The sequence below is a fragment of the Paraburkholderia bryophila genome (assembly GCF_003269035.1).
In the GTDB taxonomy this organism is placed as follows: domain Bacteria; phylum Pseudomonadota; class Gammaproteobacteria; order Burkholderiales; family Burkholderiaceae; genus Paraburkholderia; species Paraburkholderia bryophila.
In genome coordinates, this window is record NZ_QLTK01000004.1 from 50,883 (window position 1) to 74,408 (window position 23,526).

22 protein-coding genes are annotated in these 23,526 nt (G+C 63.4%); 11 read left to right on the top strand and 11 right to left on the bottom strand.

From position 1 onward, the window contains the following. Positions 1–132: 132 nt before the first annotated feature. The 6 genes from pssA to BX591_RS08970 all read right to left on the bottom strand — a co-directional run bounded on the left by pssA (position 133) and on the right by BX591_RS08970 (position 8,162). Entirely contained in the window at positions 133–999 is an 867-nt protein-coding gene (pssA, locus tag BX591_RS08945; RefSeq protein WP_111930397.1) for a CDP-diacylglycerol--serine O-phosphatidyltransferase, read from the bottom strand. A gap of 24 nt (positions 1,000–1,023) precedes the next feature. After that, positions 1,024–1,662 (bottom strand): phosphatidylserine decarboxylase, encoded by a 639-nt coding sequence (locus BX591_RS08950; RefSeq protein WP_035551798.1) that lies wholly within the window; start codon positions 1,660–1,662, stop codon positions 1,024–1,026. Positions 1,663–1,779: 117 nt separating this feature from the next. Beyond that, on the bottom strand, positions 1,780–3,480 hold the full coding sequence (gene ltrA, locus BX591_RS08955) for a group II intron reverse transcriptase/maturase (protein WP_111930399.1): 1,701 nt from the start codon (positions 3,478–3,480) through the stop codon (positions 1,780–1,782). A gap of 1,178 nt (positions 3,481–4,658) precedes the next feature. Beyond that, entirely contained in the window at positions 4,659–5,675 is a 1,017-nt protein-coding gene (ilvC, locus tag BX591_RS08960; RefSeq protein WP_074763518.1) for a ketol-acid reductoisomerase, read from the bottom strand. Between the two features lie 120 nt (positions 5,676–5,795). Further along, complete coding sequence (gene ilvN / locus BX591_RS08965) at positions 5,796–6,287, bottom strand: acetolactate synthase small subunit (RefSeq protein ID WP_035551805.1); 492 nt, start codon at positions 6,285–6,287, stop codon at positions 5,796–5,798. Positions 6,288–6,398: 111 nt separating this feature from the next. After that, entirely contained in the window at positions 6,399–8,162 is a 1,764-nt protein-coding gene (locus BX591_RS08970) for an acetolactate synthase 3 catalytic subunit (protein ID WP_111930401.1), read from the bottom strand. Positions 8,163–8,525: 363 nt separating this feature from the next. Between BX591_RS08970 and BX591_RS08975 the strand changes: the two genes are divergently transcribed. The 11 genes from BX591_RS08975 (at position 8,526) to BX591_RS09025 (ending at position 18,560) form a co-directional block, all read left to right on the top strand. Continuing rightward, positions 8,526–9,089: an RNA polymerase sigma factor gene (locus tag BX591_RS08975; RefSeq protein WP_012432361.1), complete on the top strand. Its 564-nt coding sequence runs from the start codon at positions 8,526–8,528 to the stop codon at positions 9,087–9,089. Continuing rightward, positions 9,086–9,514 (top strand): DUF3619 family protein, encoded by a 429-nt coding sequence (locus tag BX591_RS08980; RefSeq protein ID WP_111930403.1) that lies wholly within the window; start codon positions 9,086–9,088, stop codon positions 9,512–9,514. Before BX591_RS08975 ends, BX591_RS08980 begins: the two co-directional genes overlap by 4 nt. A gap of 16 nt (positions 9,515–9,530) precedes the next feature. Next, entirely contained in the window at positions 9,531–10,295 is a 765-nt protein-coding gene (locus BX591_RS08985; RefSeq protein WP_111930405.1) for a DUF3106 domain-containing protein, read from the top strand. Positions 10,296–10,307: 12 nt separating this feature from the next. Next, complete coding sequence (locus BX591_RS08990; protein ID WP_111930407.1) at positions 10,308–10,823, top strand: RDD family protein; 516 nt, start codon at positions 10,308–10,310, stop codon at positions 10,821–10,823. Between the two features lie 156 nt (positions 10,824–10,979). Beyond that, positions 10,980–11,921 carry a UDP-2,3-diacylglucosamine diphosphatase gene (locus tag BX591_RS08995; RefSeq protein WP_111930409.1) on the top strand — a complete coding sequence of 314 codons (942 nt, stop codon included), beginning with the start codon at positions 10,980–10,982 and terminating at the stop codon, positions 11,919–11,921. Between the two features lie 30 nt (positions 11,922–11,951). Continuing rightward, a complete protein-coding gene (locus BX591_RS09000) occupies positions 11,952–12,983 on the top strand; it encodes a glycosyltransferase family 4 protein (RefSeq protein WP_111930411.1) in 1,032 nt (343 codons plus the stop codon). A 20-nt stretch (positions 12,984–13,003) separates the two neighbouring features. After that, on the top strand, positions 13,004–13,696 hold the full coding sequence (locus BX591_RS09005) for a diacylglycerol kinase (RefSeq protein ID WP_111930413.1): 693 nt from the start codon (positions 13,004–13,006) through the stop codon (positions 13,694–13,696). Between the two features lie 309 nt (positions 13,697–14,005). Further along, positions 14,006–14,731: a TetR/AcrR family transcriptional regulator gene (locus tag BX591_RS09010; RefSeq protein ID WP_105511601.1), complete on the top strand. Its 726-nt coding sequence runs from the start codon at positions 14,006–14,008 to the stop codon at positions 14,729–14,731. Positions 14,732–14,733: 2 nt separating this feature from the next. Then, positions 14,734–15,318 carry an LOG family protein gene (locus BX591_RS09015; RefSeq protein ID WP_111930415.1) on the top strand — a complete coding sequence of 195 codons (585 nt, stop codon included), beginning with the start codon at positions 14,734–14,736 and terminating at the stop codon, positions 15,316–15,318. A 58-nt stretch (positions 15,319–15,376) separates the two neighbouring features. Next, positions 15,377–16,123 (top strand): SDR family oxidoreductase, encoded by a 747-nt coding sequence (locus BX591_RS09020; RefSeq protein WP_111930417.1) that lies wholly within the window; start codon positions 15,377–15,379, stop codon positions 16,121–16,123. A gap of 394 nt (positions 16,124–16,517) precedes the next feature. Continuing rightward, entirely contained in the window at positions 16,518–18,560 is a 2,043-nt protein-coding gene (locus BX591_RS09025; RefSeq protein WP_111930419.1) for an ArnT family glycosyltransferase, read from the top strand. A gap of 67 nt (positions 18,561–18,627) precedes the next feature. Here the strand turns inward: BX591_RS09025 and BX591_RS09030 are convergent, their stop codons facing one another. The 5 genes from BX591_RS09030 to sugE all read right to left on the bottom strand — a co-directional run bounded on the left by BX591_RS09030 (position 18,628) and on the right by sugE (position 23,496). Next, on the bottom strand, positions 18,628–19,266 hold the full coding sequence (locus tag BX591_RS09030) for a DUF924 family protein (protein ID WP_111930421.1): 639 nt from the start codon (positions 19,264–19,266) through the stop codon (positions 18,628–18,630). Beyond that, on the bottom strand, positions 19,259–19,672 hold the full coding sequence (locus BX591_RS09035) for a group II truncated hemoglobin (protein WP_111930423.1): 414 nt from the start codon (positions 19,670–19,672) through the stop codon (positions 19,259–19,261). The genes BX591_RS09030 and BX591_RS09035 overlap by 8 nt, the downstream gene beginning before the upstream one ends. A gap of 27 nt (positions 19,673–19,699) precedes the next feature. Continuing rightward, on the bottom strand, positions 19,700–22,282 hold the full coding sequence (locus BX591_RS09040; RefSeq protein ID WP_420849356.1) for an ABC transporter permease: 2,583 nt from the start codon (positions 22,280–22,282) through the stop codon (positions 19,700–19,702). Then, positions 22,279–22,890: a DUF4126 domain-containing protein gene (locus BX591_RS09045; RefSeq protein ID WP_111930425.1), complete on the bottom strand. Its 612-nt coding sequence runs from the start codon at positions 22,888–22,890 to the stop codon at positions 22,279–22,281. The genes BX591_RS09040 and BX591_RS09045 overlap by 4 nt, the downstream gene beginning before the upstream one ends. 285 nt (positions 22,891–23,175) lie before the next feature. Then, positions 23,176–23,496, bottom strand: a complete 321-nt coding sequence (gene sugE, locus BX591_RS09050) for a quaternary ammonium compound efflux SMR transporter SugE (protein ID WP_111930427.1) — start codon at positions 23,494–23,496, stop codon at positions 23,176–23,178. Between the last annotated feature and the right edge of the window lie 30 nt (positions 23,497–23,526).

Consider the following 23,526-nt stretch of genomic DNA (forward strand, 5'->3'; position numbering starts at 1 on the left):
CCGTGCAATTAGCGCCGAACCTGCCTGCAGCGGCGCTGCCGACGGCCTCCGCACAACGAAAAACGGCGACCTTCCGGTCGCCGTTCTGGCATGTCGCACGCAGGTTGAAAGGCACCCGCCTGCGCTTGAACTTCACCGGTCCCGCACCACCGAACGCGCCGGATTGGCGCGGCCGCGCAGCGCCTGGTAACCCCAGAACACATAGCCCGACAGACCGTACAGCACGAACAGGCCGAACAGCATCAGCGGCGGATCGGACGACACCAGCACGAACGTGAGTACGACCAGCAGAATCACGCCGAACGGCACGCGATGCCGCACGTCCAGCGCCTTGCCGCTATAGAACGGCGCGTTCGACACCATCGTCACGCCGGCGTAGATGGTCAGCACGAAGGCGACCCACGGCAGCCAGACCAGCTTGAGCGGCACGCGGTTGTCAGTGGCGAGCCACACGAAACCGGCGATCAGCGCCGCGGCGGCCGGGCTCGGCATACCCTGGAAGAAACGCTTGTCGACCACGCCGATATTCGTGTTGAAGCGCGCCAGGCGCAACGCCGCGCCGGAACAGTAGACGAACGCCGCAAGCCAGCCCCAACGGCCGAGGTCCTTCAGAATCCACTCGTACATGACGAGCGCCGGCGCGACGCCGAACGACACCATGTCCGACAGGCTGTCGAACTGTTCGCCGAACGCGCTTTGCGTATGCGTCATACGGGCCACGCGACCATCCATGCCGTCGAGCACCATCGCAACGAAGATCGCGATGGCCGCGACTTCGAAGCGCACGTTCATGGCCTGCACGACGGCGAAGAAGCCGCAGAACAGCGCTGCGGTGGTGAACGCGTTGGGCAGCAGATAAATGCCGCGCTTTCTCAGGAACTGCTGGCGTTGCGCGCGCCGGCTGTCGACCGCCGCCTCGGCCACCATTGGCTTGTTACGGCGAAACGGACGCGGCAGCGGTCCGCTATTGCGGGGGCGACGCGGTTTGAATGCGGCCATTCGGAAAACCTCCTTGGTGCCGCTTTACAGTTCAGCGAGGATCGTGGACGACGCCGAAACTTTCTCGCCGATCGACACACGCGGACGGCTGCCCACCGGCAGATAGACGTCGACTCGGGAGCCGAACCGGATGAATCCATAACGTTGACCACGCGTGAGCGGCTCACCTGCCCGGACGTAGCAAAGAATGCGCCGCGCGATCAGACCGGCGATCTGCACCGAGGTCACCGTCTGGCCGCCGGCCATTTCGATCACCACCGCATTGCGTTCGTTTTCCGTCGACGCTTTATCCACTGCGGCATTCAAATACGCGCCCGGGAAATATTCGACCTTGGAAATCGCGCCATCCACCGGTGAGCGTTGCGAGTGGACGTTGAACACGTTCATGAAGACGCTGATCTTCAGCGCTTCACGATTGGCATACGGATCATGCGCGGTCTCGACTGCGACGATGCGGCCGTCCGCCGGACACAGCACCGCATTCGCCTGAGTGGGAATGGGACGTGCGGGATCGCGGAAGAACTGGACGACGAAGATCAGCAGCAGCCAGAACAGCCATGAAATGCCGAATCCCGCGAAGAAGTGAACCAGTAGTGCAACGACGGCCGCGATGGCGATGAACGGCCAGCCTTCTCGCGCGATGATCGGATGAGGGTAATTCATGAATGGCTTCTGTGTTTTTGGAGGGTAGCCCCCCTTCCTCGCGGAAGAAGGGCCCCCTAAGAACCGTACGTGCGAGTTTCCCCGCATACGGCTCAAATCTACAAACAAAGCCCGGTCTTAGGACCGGGCCGGCTTAGTTACCGCAATTTTACCTGCGTGCACCTGCTGATGGCAGTGCGGGTGAAGCAGAACCCTGTTCGAGATAGCGTCAGTGCCACCGTGCATCCGATACTCTAGATGATGGTCATGCCAGCCGGTCTCCTTTGTCAGGGCACAGCCACAATGCGAGCAAAGCCCGTCTTGCGACATATACAGCGAAACCCATTGCTTCCGATAACGCATTGAGTGTTCCATGCGCGCCTGTCGCAACTGTTCGCCGTACTGCTCCCACTCAGGATCAAAGGGATTGAATGCTCCTTTGACCTTTCTGTGTCGCTTAATTTCCGTACCGCTGATCTGGTACAGGCTAAGCAACCCCTTACCACCGTCGTCACGAGCTACAGGAACGGCGAACACCCAGTGTCGATTGCCCTCCGAGTGAAAGTATTTCTGCTTCACCCATTCGGCGCTCTTGTTCAGGTGCCGCCTCTTCGACCACCGCCAAAGCCTTCGGAAAATCAAAGACTCCATGCGGCTGTATGCCTCTTTGGCGACCACAGGACTGTGATACTGCGCCCAGCCCCGTAGCATCGGGTTCAGCAGTCGAATCAGATTCTCCTGCTTTACCGTCTTATGACCGCTGATCGTATCCGCCACCTTGCGATAGAACGTTTTCACGTTCTTCTTGCTCGGCTTGATGAGTAGCGTCCCCGAGTACTTTCGGAAATTCCACCCCAGGAAATCGAAGCCTTGGTCAATGTGTGTGATCCGCGTTTTCTCCTCGGACAGTTGCAGACCTCGAACGGCAAGGAATGTTTCCACCCAAGGTCGAACTTCCTGCTCCAGCAACTCTTGCGAGTCACCGGTGATCACGAAGTCGTCCGCGTACCGCACCACATTGACTTTAAGCTTGTTGGCTTTTGCGATCCCAAACTTCGCACTAAGGTGCGCTAGCAGTTCTCGCTCCAGCCCGTTCAGCGTCACATTCGCCAGCGTCGGAGAAATGATCCCTCCTTGCGGCGTACCGGCCTCTGTCGCCTGAAGCTGCCCCTTGTAAATCAGGCCAGCTTTCAGCCATTTCCGGAGGATTTCCTTGTCCATCAGGACATGGGTCTCCAACCAGTTATGGCTAATATGGTCGAAGCATCCCTTGATATCCGCCTCCAGCACCCAACGGGCTGAGCCCTTCTGGGACATGGCGACGAATATCTGTGACATGGCGTCAGCCGTCGAGCGGTTTAACCTGAACCCATAAGAGTTCGGGTCGCTCGTCGATTCCGACACCGGCTCCAAGGCCAGCAGATACAAGGCTTGCATCGCCCTGTCCCGCATGGTCGGAATGCCCAGAGGGCGCTCCTTTCCATTGGCCTTGGGGATAAAGACTCTCCGTAAAGGCAGAGGCTTATATCCACGCCGCTTCAACCTGCCGACAGCAAGCCATCGGCTCTCAGGCGAGTCCCAAAGTTCGCGATCGACTCCAGCCGTTCGCGCACCCTGATTCTGCGTAACACGTCGTACCGCATACAGCTTTGCGGACAACGTGCGGGTCAACATCCGTTGCAGGGCTCTCCCCCTGCGCCAGTTGCCTTCCCGCGTCGCCTTCGCAATTCGAATCTGCATCCCTCTCACGTTCCGTTCAACCCGCCGCCAATCTACGGCGTACCAGTTGTCCGGCGCGTGGGAAAGCGCAGATCCGTCCTTTCGGACAGATACTCTCATGCTGCTCTCCTACTCGAAGAAGTGAATCCCGAGCGAAGAACAGATCGCCCCTTGCGGGAGCGATCTGCTCCCGCAAGGGGGTTAAAAACATATGCTGACGGTCCAGAAGCCCGACAGCAATCATCTTCCAGCTAAGGGTTAGTCAGCCATCTTGCGACGGTAGACCAGACGGAAGTCTGCCCGCTTTCGCGTGGGGTAATGTTCCAACCCCTATCCGACCCATTACAGACCGGCTTTCGCTTTCTCCGTCATCCCATACCTGCACAATCAACAGCGTCCCTCACGGTTCGCCTGCCAGTCAAACTACGACCGGCAACCATACAGGCTTACCACGTTCCCGGCATGTCACACGACTGACTTAGGTTCTGCCTATTCCCCGGCGGTCCGATGACGACGTAACCCGAATTTACAGCGGGTTATCCGACCGCACACCTGTTTGGTTGATGCCTGTCAGCAGCTTTGGCACCGTCCTACTTACGAGGTTTATCAGCAGTTCACTTGCATTAACCATATCAGCCAGCCTAGCCCCTCAACCCCGTTGCTGCTGGGAGTCTCCGGATGGTCATCTCGCAACCACCATCCGCCCGAACTTCCGGGGGGTACATTGTTAGAAGAGCTTCACACCCCACCGTTGCCAGTGACGCATGTCTTCCTAGGCTACTGCTGGTCGTACAGCAGGTTCACTACCCTCGCCAATGCAGCCAGCGAGGCCGAACAATGACACACCGAGCTTTTCGCTCGTATCGTTTAGCGACTCCGTTGCCCTGAGGCGCAGGAATTGCAAACATCACCCCGCCCTGTCGGCGGAGATGAAGCCGCTGACTGGGCGGGACCTGACGGTAATCAGGTCAATGCAATACGGTTGACGGCGGAATGCACCGTGTCCCGTGTTCACTACTAAGGTGTGCCCCTAAGGACACATCTACTGCTTAAAGTGCGGCTCACAAGGGAGCCGCCTGCGGAGGGCATGGTGAGTCCAGTCGAGACCTTCCTCAATAACCCTCTAGTCGATGCCCCGTAACGTGGGGCTGACGGACACGAGCGTGCGTGTCGCACGTAAAACCGTAGGATAGCAAAAGCCGCCCAGGGTTCAGCACCCTTGGACGGCTTTTTGATCTGCCCGGCTCTTTCGTTACGTTTGCGGCTTGGCGCCGCGCCGGGCAAAAGCGGTGACCAGCTTAGTTCTTCGACTGGTCGACCAGCTTGTTGGCGGCGATCCACGGCATCATCGAACGCAGCTTCGCACCGACCGTTTCGATCTGGTGTTCAGCCGTCAGACGGCGGCGCGATTGCAGCGTCGGCGCGCCGGCCTTGTTTTCGATGATGAAGCTCTTCGCGTACTCGCCCGTCTGAATGTCGGTCAGCACGGCCTTCATCGCCTTCTTCGTTTCAGCCGTCACGATGCGCGGACCCGTCACGTACTCGCCGTATTCGGCGTTGTTCGAGATCGAGTAGTTCATGTTGGCGATACCGCCTTCATAGATCAGGTCGACGATCAGCTTCAGTTCGTGCAAGCATTCGAAGTACGCCATTTCCGGCGCGTAGCCCGCTTCCACCAGCGTTTCGAAGCCGGCCTTGATCAGGTCGACCGTACCGCCGCACAGCACGGCTTGTTCGCCGAACAGGTCGGTTTCCGTTTCTTCGCGGAAGTTGGTTTCGATGATGCCGGCACGGCCGCCGCCGTTCGCCGCAGCGTACGACAAGGCGATGTCGCGTGCCGCGCCCGACTTGTCTTGTGCGACCGCGATCAGGTGCGGCACGCCGCCACCTTGCGAGTACGTGCCACGAACGGTGTGGCCCGGGGCCTTCGGCGCGATCATGATCACGTCGAGGTCGGCACGCGGAATCACCTGACCGTAATGCACGTTGAAGCCGTGCGCGAAGGCCAGCGCCGCGCCTTGCTTGGCGTTCGCGTGCACTTCTTTCGCATAGACTTCGGCGATCTGCTCGTCCGGCAGCAACATCATGACGACGTCCGCGCCCTTCACGGCTTCAGCCACTTCCTTGACTTGCAGGCCGGCGTTTTCAGCCTTGCTCCACGATGCGCCGCCCTTACGCAGACCGACCGTGATGTTCACGCCGCTTTCCTTCAGGTTCAGCGCGTGCGCATGGCCTTGCGAGCCATAGCCGATGATGGTGACTTGCTTGCCCTTGATGAGGGAGAGGTCAGCGTCCTTGTCGTAGAAAACTTTCATGTCGGTTCCTTGGCTAAATTCGGTGATAACTGTGAAATTCAAATACTGCGAATGTTGTGCTGCCTGGCGGGATTTTTAAGGCTCCGCCCGGCCTTGATCGAGACGGGTTGGCGTTGAGCGTCACACCTTCAGAATGCGCTCGCCGCGACCGATGCCCGAGCCGCCCGTGCGAACGGTTTCGAGAATCGCCGTGGAGTCGATCCCTTCGATGAAGGCGTCGAGCTTCTCGCTCGCGCCCGTCAGTTCGATCGTGTAGGTCTTTTCGGTGACGTCGATGATGCGGCCGCGGAAAATATCCGACATCCGCTTCATTTCCTCACGTTCCTTGCCGACCGCCCTCACCTTGATCAACATCAGCTCGCGTTCGATGTGGGCACCCTCGGTAAGGTCGACCACTTTCACCACCTCGATCAGGCGGTTCAGATGCTTCGTGATCTGTTCGATCACGTCGTCCGAGCCAATGGAGACGATGGTCATGCGCGACAGCGAACGGTCTTCGGTCGGAGCCACCGTCAAGGTTTCAATGTTGTAGCCGCGTGCCGAGAACAAGCCCACCACGCGTGATAACGCGCCCGGTTCGTTTTCCAGCAGGACTGAAATGATGTGTCTCATGATTCGCTTCTTCCAGATGTTTTGTCGATGTCTGCGAGCGGATTCGTGCCGCTTCGCCCGCGTTCGCCGTTTTTGACGGCGCGCGTGACGAAGCCGGCACCAATGCCGTCGTTATAGATCTTCCGAACCCATGAGCATCTCGGTGATGCCCTTGCCGGCCTGGACCATCGGCCAGACGTTTTCGGTCGGATCGGTCTGGAAATCGAGAAACACCGTGCGATCTTTCAGGCGCAGCGCTTCCTTCAACGCCGGTTCGACGTCGGCCGTGTGCTCGACACGGATGCCGACGTGCCCGTACGCTTCGGCGAGCTTCACGAAATCCGGCAGCGCATCCATGTACGAATGCGAATAGCGCTTGCTGTATTCGATCTGCTGCCACTGGCGCACCATGCCCAGATAGCGGTTGTTCAGCGAGATGATCTTCACCGGAGTCTCGTACTGCTTGCAGGTCGAGAGTTCCTGGATACACATCTGGATCGAGCCTTCGCCCGTGATGCAGAGCACGTCGTCGTCCGGGTGCGCCATCTTCACGCCCATCGCCGCCGGCAGGCCGAAGCCCATCGTGCCGAGACCACCGGAGTTGATCCAGCGGCGCGGCTTGTTGAAGCGATAGAACTGCGCGGCCCACATCTGGTGCTGGCCGACGTCGGAACACACGAAGGCATTGCCGTCGGTCAGTTCCCACGCCTTTTCCACCACGTACTGCGGCTTGATGATGTCGCTCTTGCGGTCGAACTTCAGGCAGTCTTTGGCGCGCCAGGCTTCGATGTCCTTCCACCAGTCGGCGAGCGCCGCGGTGTCGGGGCCATGCTCGGCCGTTTGCAACTGCTCGATCAGCTCTTTCAGCACTTCCTTCACGTCGCCGACGATCGGAATGTCGACCTTGACGCGCTTGGAGATGGAAGACGGATCGATGTCGATATGGATGATCTTGCGCGGACGCGACGCGAAGTGCGTCGGGTCGCCGATCACCCGGTCGTCGAAACGCGCGCCGATGGCGATCAGCACGTCGCAGTGCTGCATGGCCATGTTGGCTTCGTACGTGCCGTGCATGCCGAGCATGCCGAGGAATTTCTTGTCGCTCGCGCGGTAGCCGCCCAGACCCATCAGCGTGTTGGTGACCGGATAGCCGAGCAGGTCGGCGAACTGGTTCAACTCACGCGCCGCGTCGGCGAGGATGATGCCGCCGCCGGTGTAGATGTACGGACGCTTCGCGCCCAGCAACAACGACACGGCCTTGCGGATCTGCCCCGAGTGGCCCTTCGTGACCGGGTTGTACGAGCGCAGCGAGACGCTCTTCAACGGTTCGTAGTGGCACGGCGTTTTCGACACGTCTTTCGGAATGTCGATCAGCACCGGGCCGGGACGGCCGGTACGGGCAATGAAGAAAGCTTTCTTGACGGTGGCGGCGAGGTCGCGCACGTCTTTCACGAGGAAATTGTGCTTCACGCAGGGACGCGTGATACCGACCGTGTCGCACTCCTGGAAAGCGTCCTGGCCGATCGCGGCAGTCGGCACCTGGCCGCTGATCACGACCAGAGGGATCGAATCCATGTAGGCGGTGGCGATGCCGGTAACCGCATTGGTGACGCCCGGACCGGACGTCACGAGACACACGCCAACCTTGCCGGTGGAACGCGCGTAAGCGTCGGCTGCGTGGACCGCGGCCTGCTCGTGGCGTACCAGAACGTGCTGGAATTTGTCCTGCTTGTACAGCTCGTCGTAAATGTAGAGTACCGAGCCGCCGGGATAGCCCCAGATGAACTCGACGTCTTCGTCGGCCAGTGCCTTCATGAGCACGGTGGCGCCGATAGAGTCAGCTTCGGGATGAGGAGTCGTATCCGACGTGGAGAATTCCGCGCTGGGCATATTCATTTATTCACCTTTCGAAATTTCGGCAAAAATTTGATCGGGTGCTCTCTGCCGGGCTTGTGGCTCGGGTTCAAGCTGCGCGTCCAGTTGACAGGTGAGCTTCTTGGGCCACACCTCAATTGAGACAAATCACTTGTGTTGCGAACCAGCGAAGATATCTGCTGCAGCCCACGCGGTCAAGCAATTATTGCCTGAGCGCCCTGCCCCCGAATCTCGCCCGCCGTTCCGAATCGACCGAAAGCTTGTTATAGAGATGCAAGGTGGATCACGTTTCGCCCCAGCGGCGCAAAAGTTTGTTAGCATCCGCGAGTTTTACGACATTTTTCGACCGATTACGCGCACGCTCGCTGCGCCGACCCCCAACGGATGGCATCAGACAAGGAACTCGCCGATTTTTTGGCGGGCGTCGAAAGGCGCGCATTCAAGCAGACGGTCTACGCCGTGCGGGACGACGACGCCTCGCTGGATATCGTGCAGGACGCGATGATCAAGCTCGCCGAAAAATATGGCGACCGTCCGGCGGCCGAACTTCCGCTGCTGTTTCAGCGTATTCTCCAGAATGCGATGCACGACTATTTCCGTCGTGCGAAAGTGCGCAATACGTGGGTGAGTCTGTTTTCGTCGCTCGGCAACGCCGACGACGAGGATTTCGACCCGCTCGAGACGTTCGAAGCCCAGCAGGGCTCGGCGGGCTCGGAGAGCAACGAACAAAAACTCGAACGCGAACAGGTTCTGCAGTTAATCGACGACGAGATCCAAAAGTTACCGGCACGTCAACGGGAGGCGTTTCTCATGCGTTATTGGGAAGATATGGATGTCGCCGAGACTGCCGCCGCGATGGGCTGCTCCGAAGGTAGTGTGAAGACGCACTGCTCGCGGGCCACGCACACGCTGGCGCAAGCGCTCAAGGCTAAAGGAATCACGCTATGAGCTCCCTGGAAACCAAAGAACTCGAGTTCGCCCGCCAAATGCGCCGCGCGCTCGACGAAAACGCCGCCAGCATTCCCACCGCCACCGTCGACCGGCTCGCCGCGGCGCGCCGGGCCGCGCTCGCCCGCAAGAAGCCCGAAACGGTCAGCGCGCCGGTGTTCGTGCCGAGCTTCGCCGGCGCGGGTATGCCGGCTGGCCTGCCGCCCGTCGAATTGCCGCAGCGCCGCCGCTCGCCGCTGCGCCGCTTTGCGCTCGCGTGGCCGCTGGTCGCGCTGGTCGTGAGTCTGGTGGGAATTGCCTACTGGGAAGACCAGCAGCGCACCGCCGAACTCGCCGATATCGATGCCGCCATGCTAAGCGACGACCTGCCGCTCAATGCCTATCTTGACCACGGCTTCAACGCGTATCTTTCACGCGCCCACTGAGCGGGAGATTCTTCGGGTGAGTTACAAGCGCGGCCTGGCCGTTGTTTTCGGATGCACGATCGCGGCCCTGGTGTCGTTCGCCGCGACTTATCCGCGCTTTTACCCGAGCCCCGTCGCGCCCAGCGCTCCCGCTGCGGGCGGCAACCCTGCTACCGCCAGGACGCCCGCCCCCACGCTCGCCGTGGAACTGCCGGGCCTGCCCGGCAGCAACAGTCCAATGGCATGGTCGCGCCTCAGTTCGGCCGACCATCTCGCGCTTGCGCCGTTCGAACCCCTGTGGGATTCGTTCAGCGACGAACGCAAGCGCAAATGGATCAAGATCGCGTCGCGCTACCCGAAAATGTCGCCCGATGCGCAAAAACGCCTGCACGATCGCATGACTGAATGGGTGCGCATGACGCCCGATCAGCGGCGTGTGGCGCGTGAAAACTACCAGGTGTCGAAGGAACTGCCACGCGAGACGCGTCAGAACGCGTGGAAGACCTATCAGCAGTTGCCTGAAGAGCAGAAGGAACGGCTCGCGGCCAGCGAGCGCAAGCGTCGGCCGAGCGTGATCAGCGCGCCGCCGTCGGGCCGTACGGAGATCAAGGGCATCGACCGCCTCGTCAATGCGCGTGAGCATGGCGCGAGCGGCGCCGCCGCGGCCAGCGCGGCGGCCGCCGCGACGCTGCCGAGCCCGGCCGTGGTCACACCGGCGATTCCCGCCGCGGGCAGTTTCGTGCCCGCCACGCCGGTGCCGGTTTCGCCGGCCGAGGCGCCGTCGATCTTCAACGGCTCCTGATCCGGCTCGCCCGTGTCCCAGCCGCTCGCTCCCCCGACACTGTCCGTTGATGCGCCCAGCATCGCCCCGACTGTGCGACGGCGCCTGGCGGCCCTGTTCTACGAGGCGGTGATCCTGTTCGGCGTGGTGTTCATCGCCGGTTATCTGTTCAGCACGTTGACGCAGCAGCGCAACGGGCTGACTCACCACAACCTGCTGGCGGGCTGGATCGGCCTCGTGGTCGGCGTGTACTTCGTGTGGTTCTGGACCCACAGCGGCCAGACCTTGCCGATGAAAACCTGGCGCCTGCGCGTGGTCGCCGCCGACGGCGCGCCGCTGTCCACCGGCCGCGCGATCGTCCGCTATGTGCTTGCGTGGCTCTGGTTTCTGCCGCCGCTCGCCTTGCATCCGCTGCTCGGGCTCAGGCTGCCGCAGACGCTGCTGATCGTCGGCCTCTGGTTCGTGCTGTGGGCTGCCACGGGGCGCTTCGATTCGCAACGCCGGTTCCTGCACGATCGTCTCGCCGGCACCCGGGTGATCGGCGTCTAGCATCGAGCTAGCGCGAGCGTCTCCCCGCCTTAATCCGGCACGCCCCACGCGCGACCGCCCCGCCCCGCCCCGCAGTAATAAGAACTTCTCGTGACTGTCACGGCACAGTCACGCGAGCCAGGCTCAATACGGTCACTGCAACTCGACGCGTGAGCCATGGACCCCAAAACGTCCGCGACTTCCCTGTTCCGCCAAACCGGCCCGAGCGTCGACCCCGTCGCGTTCCGCCCGGAACCCAACCCCAGTCACGGCTTGCCGCTGCCTATGGCGTCCCTGCCGCTCGACGCTTCCGCCGGTCATCACGACGACGATCACGCCGAGCCGCATCGTTACCGCACCATCTGGCTATCCGACATCCATCTCGGTTCGAGCGGCTGCCAGGCGCCCTATCTGCTCGACTTTCTGCGCCACAACGAGTCGGAGTATCTGTACCTCGTCGGCGACATCATCGACGGCTGGCAGTTGAAGAAGGGCTGGTACTGGCCGCAGGCGCACAACGACGTGGTGCAGAAAATCCTCCGCAAAGCCCGCAAAGGCACCCAGGTCGTCTACGTGCCCGGCAATCACGACGAAGCCGCGCGCCAGTTCTGCGACCTCGCGTTCGGCGACATCCACGTGCGCGGCGAAGCGTTCCACACGACGCTCGCCGGCAAGCGCCTGTGGATCGTGCACGGCGATCTGTTCGACGGCGTGATCCAGCACGCCAAATGGCTCGCGTATCTCGGCGACACGCTCTACACGATGATCCTGATCCTGAACCGCTGGTTCAACCGGATCCGCAGCCGGCTCGGCTTCCCGTACTGGTCGCTGTCGCAATACCTGAAGCATCAGGTGAAGAACGCGGTGAATTTCATCTCCTCGTTCGAACGCGTGATGACCGACGAAGCGCGCCGCCGCGGCTGCGACGGCGTGGTTTGCGGACACATCCACAAAGCCGAGATCCGCGACATCGACGGCGTGCTGTATTGCAACGACGGCGACTGGGTCGAAAGTCTTTCCGCGCTGGTCGAGACGTATGAAGGCGAACTCAAGGTGATCTACTGGACTGTGATGCGCTCCCCGGAAGCCAACGTACAAAAGGCTCGGGCGACCGCGTAGTCCCTCTTAACTTTCATAGGGCCAACACCGATGAAGATCATGATCGTCACCGACGCATGGGAACCGCAGGTCAATGGCGTCGTGCGCACGCTGAAAAACACCACCCGCGAACTCACCGCACTCGGCCACAACGTCGACCTGCTGACGCCGCTCGAATTCAAGACGATCCCCTGCCCGACTTACCCCGAGATCCGCCTGTCGCTGCTGCCGCGCCGCAAGCTGCACGAACGGATCGACGGGTTCGCGCCCGACGCGCTGCACATTGCCACTGAAGGCCCCCTCGGCATGGCCGCGCGCAATTACGCGATCAAGCACAAGCTGCCCTTCACGACCGCGTATCACACGCGTTTTCCGGAGTACGTGCAGGCGCGCTTCGGCATTCCGATCGGCCTCACCTACAAGTTCCTGCACTGGTTCCATAAACCCTCGCTGGCGGTGATGGCGCCGACGCCGGTGGTCAAGACCGACCTCGAAAAATTCGGCTTCACGAATGTCGTGCTGTGGACTCGTGGCGTCGATCTGGACATCTTTCACCAGATGGACTCCAAGGTGCTCAACAGCGCGCGGCCGATTTTTCTGTACGTGGGCCGCGTCGCCGTCGAGAAAAACGTCGAGGCGTTTCTGAAGCTCGACCTGCCCGGCTCGAAATGGGTCGCCGGTGAAGGTCCCGCGCTCGCCGAACTGAAGTCGCGCTATCCGCAGGCGAATTATCTGGGCGTGCTGACGCAGGCCGAACTGGCCAAGGTGTATGCTGCCGCCGACGTCTTCGTGTTCCCGAGCCGCACCGACACCTTCGGGCTGGTGCTGCTCGAAGCGCTTGCCTGCGGCACGCCGGTCGCGGCGTATCCCGTCACCGGTCCGATCGACGTGCTCGGCGACGGCGGCGCGGGCGCGATGCACGAAGACCTGCGCGAGGCCTGCCTCGAAGCCCTGAAGATCGATCGTAACCATGCACGTGCGTGGGCAGAGCGCTTCTCGTGGACCGCGGCCTCGGAACAGTTCGCCGCCCATCTGAAGCCGCTGCCGCGCACGTCGTACCGAGAGGAAAGCGCTGCCGCCTGACGCGGCGCGCCGAGCTGTCCATGCCAATCAGACAATCCACCGCGGCGCGCGCCACCCCCCGCGCGCTACGCGCTATCGACGGCGCGAGCGAGGCGACGAACATCGAACCGTTCGACGACGTGAGCGAACCCGGCACGCCGGATCATGCGGAGCGCGCGCCGGGATTGAACGGCGTGAACGGCGCTCACGGTGCGACCCATGCGGGGGCAAACCACGCGCACACCAACGACGCGCACACGCGTGACGCCAGCGATATCAGCGACACCAGCGACACCGCGCACGAACCGCTCAGCCCCGACGATCCGCTCGCGCCGCTGCCCTTCAATCCGTACAAAGGCAATCGCGGCCTTACCCGCGCGTGGCACGCGATGAAAAACTCGCTCGCCGGGTTTCGCGTCGCGATCCGCGAAGAAAGCGCGTTCCGTCAGGAATTGACGCTCGCGGCGATCCTGATTCCGTGCGGTGTGCTGGTGCCGGTCGAACCCGTGTCGCGCGTGCTGCTGCTCGGCTCGGTGCTGCTGGTGCTGATCGTCGAGTTGCTGAACTCGAGCGTGGAAGCCGCGATCGATCGCATCTCGCTGGAACGTCATGAACTGTCGCGTCGCGCGAAGGACCTCGGCAGCGCGGCGGTGATGGTCGCGCTCGGCATGTGCGTGATGACGTGGGGGCTGATCGTGGGGCCGCTCGTCGTGCATTGGATCCGCGCGTGGTGATGGCAACTTTGCGCGCATAGCGTGCAAAACACCGTGAAAACAGGCGAAAAATACAGCGAAAGCGCTGGCGCAAGGCGTCCGAAAGAATGAAAACCCTGAGTATCTGCTTGGTATAAGAACGGTCGGTTTATAATCGTCCGACAGTCCCACAAGAAAACGCTGGGCCGCCCCCAGGTTTTCTTGCCCCACAGGGATCTGCCGCACACGGCAGGTTTGAGGGCACTCAATATACCAACCGCGTCCGGGTGGATCACGCAGCAGCGGCATGCCGCCCAAGCGCCCAGCCCGGCGAAACCAGGGCCGGACGACATGGAAGCCAAACCTCCCCGCCGCACGCGCGAACGGATTCTCGAACTCTCGTTGAAGCTGTTCAACGAAATCGGCGAGCCGAACGTCACGACGACGACGATCGCCGAGGAAATGGAAATCAGTCCAGGCAACCTGTACTACCACTTCCGCAACAAAGACGACATCATCAACAGCATCTTCAGCCAGTTCGAGCAGGAGATCGAAAAGCGTCTGCGTTTCCCCGACGACCATCGCGCCACCATCGACGAAATGTGGTCGTACCTGCAGTACATGGTCGATTTCACATGGCGCTACCGTTTTCTGTATCGTGATCTGAACGACCTGCTGGCGCGCAATCGTACGCTCGAAACACACTTCAAGCAGATCATCAGTCACAAGGTGCGTTTTGCCAGCCAGTTCTGCGAGCAACTCGTCGCCGACGGCGAAATGGTCGTCACGCCGGAAGAGCTGAACGTGATCGCCACGAACGTCGGCGTGATCGGCACCTACTGGCTGTCGTACCAGTTCGTGATGAACCCGCGCAAATACAACGAGCAGGAAGCGATGCGCGCGGAGCTGCATCAGGTGAGCGTGCAGATCGTGTCGCTGATGGCACCTTATCTGCGCGGCCGCTCGCGGCAGATTTTCGACGACCTCGTGTCGGGCAAGCTGCCCAAGCGCGAGTTTTACGACTACCTGCCACCGAAGGAAGGCGCCGCGCCCCGCAACGAACCGAAGGACGTTTGAGCATGAAGTCGGTGTGTGTGTATTGCGGCTCCGCGAACGGAGCCAAACCGCTGTACGCGGACGCGGCGCGCGCGTTCGGCCGGGCACTGGTGCAAGCCGATCTCGCGCTGGTCTATGGCGGCGGCAAGGTCGGCCTGATGGGCGTGATCGCCGACACGGTCATGGCCGAAGGCGGCCGCGCGATCGGTGTGATTCCCGAGTTGCTGGTCAACAAGGAAGTCGGCCATGACGGGCTGACCGAATTGCACGTGGTGCCCGACATGCACCATCGCAAGAAGATGATGGCCGATCTGTCCGACGCGTTCGTCGCGATGCCGGGCGGCGCGGGCACGCTCGAAGAGTTTTTCGAGGTGTACACGTGGGCGCAGCTCGGCTATCACCAGAAGCCGGTGGCGCTGCTGAATATCGACAGCTTCTACGATCCGTTGATCAGCCTGCTGCAGCACACGGTGGAAGAAGGCTTCATGCGTCAGACCTACTTCGACATCCTGCAGGTGGATGCCGAACCGGTCGAACTGATCGGCAAGCTGCAACGCTATCAACCGCCCATCAGCGACAAGTGGGCGATCAACCGCGACGCGGTCTGAATCTCGAAGTTTGAAGTTCGAAGCGGGGCGCGCTGCGCACCCCGCCAACGGGACTCCCATGACGAAAACGGTTCTGATCACAGGCGGCAGCCGCGGTATCGGCCGTGCGACCGCGCGGTTACTGGGCGCGCTCGGCTGGTCCGTCGGTGTGAACTACGCGAACAACCGTGCGGCGGCTGAAGCCACCGCTGCCGAGGTCGAACGCGCCGGGGGCCACGCCTTGCCGATTGCCGGCGACGTCGCCAGCGAAACCGACGTGATCGCCCTGTTCGACACGCTGCAGCAGGCCTACGGCCGCATCGACGCGCTCGTCAACAACGCCGGAATTGTCGCGCCGTCGAGCCAGCTTGCCGACATGGACCTCGCGCGCCTGAAGCGCATGTTCGACGTCAACGTGCTCGGCGCGTACCTGTGTGCGCGCGAAGCGGCGCGCCGCATGTCGACGGCTCGCGGCGGTGCAGGCGGGGTGATCGTCAACGTGTCGTCGGCGGCGGCGCGGCTGGGTTCGCCGAACGAATACGTCGACTACGCGGGGTCGAAAGGCGCGGTCGACACGCTGACGCTAGGTCTCGCCAAGGAGCTCGGCCCGCAAGGCGTACGCGTGAACGCGGTGCGCCCTGGCCTGATCGATACTGAAATCCACGCGAGCGGCGGTAAGCCGGAGCGCGCCGCCCAGCTCGGCGCGGCCACGCCGTTGGGGCGTCCCGGCAGTGCCGACGAAGTGGCGCAATCCATCGTCTGGCTGCTGAGCGACGCTGCGTCGTACGTGACGGGCGCACTGCTCGACGTTGCCGGCGGTCGCTGAGCGTCGTTGCTCCTCGCGCCGGCTGCGAGGAGCGGCTGCCCCTTCCTGTTTTTAATGGTCGCTCAGCGCGGCTCGTGTCCTTCAGACCGCCATTCCTGCTTCCCGCCTGTTTCCCGCCCACCGCATCTCGCGACTTTCAGCGCCGCGTTTTCATTCCGCGCCAGCCGTTTCTCGCGCCTCTCTTTCCCCCCTTCCTTACAGATTCCTACTGGTTTGACGAGGAATCCCGGTCAAGCGTGAAATTGCCGCGCCGATTCGCGCATTTCCTGTAATTGACAGTAATAAACTCGGACTACAATCGCTGCGAGTCGCACGGCATGCAAGCGCCCGCGACCTCTGGCAATAAACATCAGTAAGCGGCCTATGTTGCCGCCTACGGCGATTAGAGATCTTCATGCAAGAAAACCCATCCGCGCCGTTGGGCACGGCGGCTGTCGCGCTCGCGGCAGCCGCGTCGTCCGGTCCAGCCGGCGGCGTTCAGGAAAACGTGCGGGCCGGCTCGGCACAGTTTGCCGAAAGCGGCGCCGGAGCGCATGCAACGGCGGGCAAAGGCGCAAGCACAAGCGCAGGCACGAGCACTGGCACGCCCAACGGCCTCTTTGCCGATGCGGGTGCCCCCAGCCAACCGGCGCCGCCCGCCGCGCCGCCGCGCCCTGCCGATCGCGGCGCGCGGCGCTGGCGCGCGCTCGCGAAGGCGCGTCCGTTGCGCTGGATCGTCGCGCTGGCCATCCTGTGCGCGTGGATTCTGCCCGGCATTCTCGGTCATGAGCCGTGGAAGCAGGACGAGACCTACACCTTCGGCATCATCCAGCACATGCTCGACACCGGCGATCTGGTGGTGCCGACCAACGCCGGTCAACCCTTCGTCGAAAAACCGCCGATCTACGACTGGGTCGCCGCCGGACTGGCGTGGATGTTCGGCCGCTACCTGCCCTTGCACGACGCGGCGCGTCTGGCGAGCGCGCTATTCGCCGCGGTGACCGTCTACTACACCGCGCGCGTCGCGCGGCGCGCGGTGAACGCGGCGAGCTGGTTCGATCTGCGTGTGATTGGCACGCTCGCGTTGTTCGCCAGCACGCTGGTGGTCGTCAAGCACGTACACGACATGATGACCGACGTCGCGTTGATGGCCGGCGCCGCGCTCGGCTTCTGCGGCCTGTTCGAACTGGTGCTGGTGCATTTGCGCGACGAGGCGCGCCTGTTGCCGGTCGACGTGCGTCGCCGGCGCGACACCGTGCGCCGTGCCGCAGCCCTGTTCGGCGCGGGCGTCGGCGTGTCGCTGCTGGCCAAGGGGCTGTTCGTGCCGCTGGTCTTCGGCGCGACCACCTTCGCGGTGCTGGTGCTGTATCCGGCCTGCCGCAGCCGCAACTTCGCCGGCGCGCTCGGCGTGGCCGCGCTGGTCTGCGCACCGTTCGCGCTGATCTGGCCGATCTGCTTCTACCTGCGCTCCGAGCCGCTCTTCATGGTGTGGCTGTGGGATAACAATGTCGGCCGCTTTTTCGGTTTTTCGGTGGCGCAACTCGGCTCCGAAAGCGAGAGCCGGCTGTTCGTGTTGCGCACCGTGTTGAGCGTAGGCTTTCCGGTGGCGCCGCTCGCGCTGGTCGCGCTCGTCGGCGGCGCATGGCGGCGCTGGCGCGATCCGCGCGTGGCGCTGCCGGCGATCTTCGCGTGCACGGGTTTCGTGGTGCTGCAAAGCTCGGCGACGATCCGCGAGCTGTACATCCTGCCGTTCATCGCCCCGCTCGCGCTGCTGGCCATGCAGGGCGTGGAACGGCTGCCGCGCCGTCTGCATATCGTCTGGGACATGACGAGCCGCGTGCTGTTCGGCAGCACGGCGGCGCTCGCGTGGATCATCTGGTCGATCATGACCAGCCCGGCCAACACGCATGCGTCGCTGCACCGGCTCGGCCGCTGGCTGCCGCTCGATTGGGTGCTGCCGGTCAAACCCGGCCTGATCGCCGCCGCGCTGGCCATGACGCTCGGCTGGCTGTGGCTGCTGCCGGTTTTCAAGTTCACCGGCAAATGGCGCGGCGTGCTGAGCTGGTGCGCCGGCGCGATTCTGGCGTGGGGGCTGGTGAGCACGCTGCTGTTGCCCTGGCTCGACTATGGCAAGAGCTATCGCGCGGTGTTCGAAGACCTCGGCGCGAAGATGAATATCGAGTGGAACGACGGCGACTGCATGGCGAGCAGCGCGCTCGGTGAATCCGAAGCGCCGATGCTGTACTACTACACCGGCATCGAGCATCAGCCGACGGCCGATACCCGCTCGACCGCGTGCACGTGGCTGATCATGCAAAGCCGCCGTGACAACGCCAAAGCGCCGGAAGGCGACGACTGGCGCCTGTTCTGGTCAGGCGCGCGGCCAGGCGACACGGATGAGTTGCTGCGGGTGTTCGTGCGTACGCCGACTGCGGATGTAAATGGGGGCGGCGACTAGAACCGCACGCTGCTGCCGGACGCGTGAGCGTGTCCGTTCTTGTCCTCGAGCGGGCCGCGCCACCCGCCTAGAACGACGACCCCGGTTGGCGCAGAAACGCGAGTTCTTCCGCCGTCGACTCACGCCCCAGCAACGCATTGCGATGGGGAAAGCGTCCGAACCGCTCGATGATTTCCGCGTGCCGCAGGGCGGAGCGGTAATACGATCTGCCCTGCGGCTCCGCCTTCAGGCGAGTGAACAGGCGCAGCGATTCGTGCTGGCTGGCGAGCGTTTCATCGTGTTCGAACGGCAGATACGCGAACGCACGATGATGCGCGCCTGGCAATAAAAGGTCGGCGCCGCTTGCGACCATCTGCTGCGCGATCTGCAAAGCCTGGTGGTCCGCGGCGAACGCGCGCGGCGTGTTGCGATGACAGTTGCGCGAAAACTGATCCAGCACGACGATCAACGCCAGCGCACCGAGCGGCGTTCGTGCCCAGTCGTCGAGCCGTGCTTCGCGCGCCGCGTCGATCAACGCGCCGAAGCGTTCGCGCAACAGCGTGTCGAAAGCTTCGTTGCGGGAGAACCAGCGCTTATGCGCGTGGCCGAACCCCGGCGTACCCGGCGCGCCGAACCAGCAGTCGAGCACGGCGCGCGCTTCGGGCGCGAGCGACGCATAGTCCGCGCCCGCCGCCGTACCCGGTGCCGCGCCGGCCCCTTCAACCATTGCGGTTGCGCATCCAGTCGGCGGTTTCGAAGAACGAACCCAGCAGGCGCTCGCGCAACGGCTCGTCCAGTCCGATGTCCTGCATCGCCCACGCCATACACCTGAGCCACTGGTCGCGCTCGCTCGACGCGATCGCGAACGGCAAATGCCGCGCCCGCAAGCGCGGATGCCCAAAGCGACTGATGTAGTGATCCGGCCCGCCCATCCAGCCGCACAGAAACCAGAAAAACTTGTCGCGCGAGCCATCGAGCGACGCCGGATGCAACGCCCGAATACCGGCGAAGTCCACCTCCAGATCCATCAGGTCGTAAAACCGGTCCACCAGTTCGCGCACGCGCGTTTCGCCGCCCACCAGCTCGAAGGCCGTCGGCTGCGCCGCCGACACTTCGTCGTCAAGATCGCTCATACCCACTCGTCAAACAGAAAGAAAAAATCACGCGTCGCGCAGCGATTGCAGCGCAGGCCGCGCCAGCACATGCCGCAAGCTCAACCAGCCGCCGAGACCGGCGCACGCGATACCCGCCGCGATGCCCGCCGGCAGCACCCAGGGATCGAAGCTCAGATAGAACTCGAACACGCGCGTCGCCAGCACATAGCCGATGATCTGCGCGCCGATCGCCGCCATCAATCCGGCCAGCGCGCCCACCGCGACGAACTCGGCGATCTGCACCGCGCGCACCTGCCGATGCGAGGCCCCCAGCGCGCGCAGCAGCGCGGATTCTCGCATACGCTCGTCGCGCGTGCCGGCCAGCGCCGCGTACAGCACCAGCACGCCTGCCGCGAGCGTGAACGCGAACAGGAACTGCACCGCGCCGATCACCTGCTCCAGCACACGCTGCACCTGCGCGAGGATCGGGCCGGTGTCGATCGCGGTGAGGTTCGGATAGGCGGCGATCAGGCCGTCGATCGTCGCGTGCCTGTCCTGCGGCAAATGGAAGCTCGTGATGAACGTCGCGGGGAAATCCCGCAACGCGGCCGGCGGCATCAGCACGAAAAAGTTGACCTTGAACGACCCCCAATCGAGCTTGCGCACGCTCGTTACCGGCGCCTCGACCTGCATGCCGGTCACGTCGAAGCGCAGCGTATCGCCGGGTTTGACGTCGATCAGTTTGGCGAGCCCCTGCTCGATCGAAATCTGCGGCGTCGTCGCGGCGCCATACCATTTGCCGGCGGCCAGCACGTTGTCGTCGGGCAGCTCGGACGTGTACGACAGATTGAATTCGCGGTCCACGAGACGCCTGGCGTCGTCGCCCTTGAACGAATCCGGATTGACCGGCTTGCCGTTGATCGCGATCAGCCGGCCGCGCACCATCGGCGACAACTCCGCGTCGGTCACGCCGTGCGCGCCCAGATACTGCGTGACGACGTCGCGCTGATCGGGCTGAATGTCGATGATGAATTCGTTCGGCGCGTCGGGCGGCGTCGATTTGCGCCAACCGGCCACGAGGTCGTTGCGCGTCATCGCGATCAGCAACAGACACATCAGGCCGATACCGAGCGCGGTGATCTGCAGCGCGCTCGCGCCGCTGCGCCGCTCCAGCGACGCCAGCGCATAGCGCCAGCCGATTCCCGCATTGACCCGCTCGCTACGCACGAGCCGCGCGGCGCCCCACAGCGCGCCCCGCGCGAGACACGCGAACACCAGCATGCCGCCCGCGAAACCACCCGCGACGATGCCGCCCAGTTTCAATTCGCCCGCCGCGACGATCAGCAACGCGGCGAACAGCACGATGCCGAGCGCGTAGGCGGCCCATGCCGTGCGGCCCGCTTCGCCCCATTCGCGGCGCAGCACGCGCACCGGCGGCACGCGCGTGAGCGGCAGCAGCGGCGGCAACGCGAAGCCGAGCAACAGCACGAGACCGGCGGCGATGCCTTCGAGCATCGGCCAGATCGACGGATACGGCAGCACCACGTCGATCAGCGTGCCGAGCCACGTCAGCAACGCCAGATGACCGAGATAACCGAGCACCACACCGGCCACGCCGCCCACGAGACCCAGCCCGGTGAACTCCAGAATGAACAGCGCGCGCAGCGTCGACTGACTGACACCGAGACAACGCATCGACGCGCAGCCGTCCAGATGACGGCGCATGTAGCGGTGCGCCGCCATGGCGATCGCCACGGCGGCCAACAGCGCCGTGAGCAGCGACACCAGCGTGAGGAAATGACTCGCGCGATCGAGTGTCTGGCGCACTTGCGGCTGGCCGTCCTGCAGCGATTCGAGCGCGACGCCGCGCATCTTGCCGCCGTCCACCCGCTGATGCGCGAACTGCGCAAAATTCGCCACCGACGCATCCGCGCCCGCCACCAGCAGCCGGTACGTCACGCGGCTGCCGTAGGCGATCAGACCGGTCGAGGGCACGTCGTCGGCACGCAACATCAGGCGCGGCGAAAAATTGACGAACGCGAAGCCGCGATCGAGTTCGCGCGTAATCACTGCGCCGATCGTGAAGTCGCGGCTGCCCACCTTGACCTTATCGCCGACGTGCAGCTTCAGCGCGTCGAGCAGCGCCTGATCGACCCACACGGTGCCGGGCGCCGGAATCGCCCGCGTGGGATGGTCCGGCGCGCCGGGCGCCGGCGCGATCCGCAATTCGCCGCGCAGCGGATAACCGGCCGACACCGCCTTGACGGCAGCGAGCCGCGAGACCGGCTGCGCGCCGGTCGAATTGACCATGCTGGGGAAGATCGCCGTGGTGGCGGTGTCCAGTCCAAGCGCTTTGGCTTGCTGACTGAATTGCGGATCGACCGGATGATCGGCCCGCACGATGAAGTCGGCGGCGATCATGCGCCGCGCGTCGCGCTCGAGCCCCTGATGTAGCCGGTCGGCCAGAATGCCGACGCTCGACAACGCCGCGACGGCCAGCACCAACGCCAGTAACAGCATGGTCAATTCGCCCGCGCGCCAGTCGCGCGCGGTCATGCGAAACGCCTGACGCACCACTTCCATGCCGCTCAGTCCACGCGCTTTCACGGCGGCTGCGCGCGTCGTCGAACCCCGTAACGTTTCGCTCAATCGTGCCTGCTCCTGGCAAAGCGCGACACCATATGCGTCGCCATCCCGCGAAAGCCGCCCTGCACGCCGCGCCACAGCCGCGGCAACGCCCAGCCGGCGAGCATCAGGAAGCCAACCATCAGGACAAGAAACGCCACCGGCACGAACAGCGCGAGCAGCATGCCGCCGACCACGAGACCGTCTTCCGCGGTGGACGTCACCACGTTCGACACCGGTTCCGGCGACAGATTGATCAGTGCGCGCGTACCGGCTTTGGCCAGATGCGCGGTGCCCGCCAGCGTGCCGCCCGCGAGCGCGGCGACCGTCAGCAGCGCCGGATCGGCATGGCCGAGCGCACCGGCGGCCAGCACGGCGCCGGCCGGAATGCGGATAAAGGTGTGGATCGCGTCCCACAGGGAATCGAACGCGGGGATCTTGTCGGCGAGGAATTCGGTGACGGTCAGCACGCCGGCCACACCGATTACCCACGGCGACGACAGCGCGGACAAGGTATCGGGGAGATGGATCAGGCCGAGACGGGCGAATACGCCGGCCAGCAGGACCGTCAGATAGAGGCGCAGACCGCTGCCCCATGAGAGGCCCGCAGCGAGCGAAAGTGATTCAAGCATGGCCGCCTCCGGGCGCGCTGTGCGTGCCGGGCGCTTCGACGGTAAAAGCAGGCGGAGCCACCGCACCGAAGTCGTCAGACCCGCGCCAAGCCGGCCGCGCCAGGCAGGCCGCGGGCAAAGTCAGGTTGGATTCAATCTCATTATAGCCACGTTAATTCGCAGAACGCAGAGACGAGAACAATTGGCGAATTCTAACGGGCCAGGTGGCGGCAAATTGACGCGCTTTTCGGGCTTTTCGAGGCGAATTGTAAGGTTTTCGCGACAGGGCGCGCGGGGCGCGGCAACTCAATGCCCCGACGACAGCTTCAAGCCGATCAGCCCGATCACGATCAATGCCGCGCTGGCCACCCGCGCCGCCGTCAATGCTTCGCCCATCATGACGATGCCGAAGATGAACGCGCCGACCGCGCCGATCCCCGTCCACACGGCGTAAGCGGTGCCCAGGGGCAACTGGCGCATTGCCATGGCGAGCAGCACGAAGCTGCCGAGCGCCGTCACGATCGTGAACACGGACGGCCACAGGCGGGTGAAACCTTCGGAGGTCTTGAGACCGGCGGCCCATGCCACTTCGAGCAAACCGGCAATCAGCAGAAGAAACCAGGACATGAGACAACTCCATGGTCAGATGGGGCCGTC

Bases quoted from the DNA above. Each gene is read 5' to 3' on its own strand.
- pssA (WP_111930397.1), bottom strand. From the start codon at position 999: ATGGCCGCATTCAAACCGCGTCGCCCCCGCAATAGCGGACCGCTGCCG.
- BX591_RS08950 (WP_035551798.1), bottom strand. From the start codon at position 1,662: ATGAATTACCCTCATCCGATCATCGCGCGAGAAGGCTGGCCGTTCATC.
- ltrA (WP_111930399.1), bottom strand. From the start codon at position 3,480: ATGAGAGTATCTGTCCGAAAGGACGGATCTGCGCTTTCCCACGCGCCG.
- ilvC (WP_074763518.1), bottom strand. From the start codon at position 5,675: ATGAAAGTTTTCTACGACAAGGACGCTGACCTCTCCCTCATCAAGGGC.
- ilvN (WP_035551805.1), bottom strand. From the start codon at position 6,287: ATGAGACACATCATTTCAGTCCTGCTGGAAAACGAACCGGGCGCGTTA.
- BX591_RS08970 (WP_111930401.1), bottom strand. From the start codon at position 8,162: ATGAATATGCCCAGCGCGGAATTCTCCACGTCGGATACGACTCCTCAT.
- BX591_RS08975 (WP_012432361.1), top strand. From the start codon at position 8,526: ATGGCATCAGACAAGGAACTCGCCGATTTTTTGGCGGGCGTCGAAAGG.
- BX591_RS08980 (WP_111930403.1), top strand. From the start codon at position 9,086: ATGAGCTCCCTGGAAACCAAAGAACTCGAGTTCGCCCGCCAAATGCGC.
- BX591_RS08995 (WP_111930409.1), top strand. From the start codon at position 10,980: ATGGACCCCAAAACGTCCGCGACTTCCCTGTTCCGCCAAACCGGCCCG.
- BX591_RS09000 (WP_111930411.1), top strand. From the start codon at position 11,952: ATGAAGATCATGATCGTCACCGACGCATGGGAACCGCAGGTCAATGGC.
- BX591_RS09005 (WP_111930413.1), top strand. From the start codon at position 13,004: ATGCCAATCAGACAATCCACCGCGGCGCGCGCCACCCCCCGCGCGCTA.
- BX591_RS09010 (WP_105511601.1), top strand. From the start codon at position 14,006: ATGGAAGCCAAACCTCCCCGCCGCACGCGCGAACGGATTCTCGAACTC.
- BX591_RS09015 (WP_111930415.1), top strand. From the start codon at position 14,734: ATGAAGTCGGTGTGTGTGTATTGCGGCTCCGCGAACGGAGCCAAACCG.
- BX591_RS09020 (WP_111930417.1), top strand. From the start codon at position 15,377: ATGACGAAAACGGTTCTGATCACAGGCGGCAGCCGCGGTATCGGCCGT.
- BX591_RS09025 (WP_111930419.1), top strand. From the start codon at position 16,518: ATGCAAGAAAACCCATCCGCGCCGTTGGGCACGGCGGCTGTCGCGCTC.
- BX591_RS09030 (WP_111930421.1), bottom strand. From the start codon at position 19,266: ATGGTTGAAGGGGCCGGCGCGGCACCGGGTACGGCGGCGGGCGCGGAC.
- BX591_RS09035 (WP_111930423.1), bottom strand. From the start codon at position 19,672: ATGAGCGATCTTGACGACGAAGTGTCGGCGGCGCAGCCGACGGCCTTC.
- BX591_RS09045 (WP_111930425.1), bottom strand. From the start codon at position 22,890: ATGCTTGAATCACTTTCGCTCGCTGCGGGCCTCTCATGGGGCAGCGGT.
- sugE (WP_111930427.1), bottom strand. From the start codon at position 23,496: ATGTCCTGGTTTCTTCTGCTGATTGCCGGTTTGCTCGAAGTGGCATGG.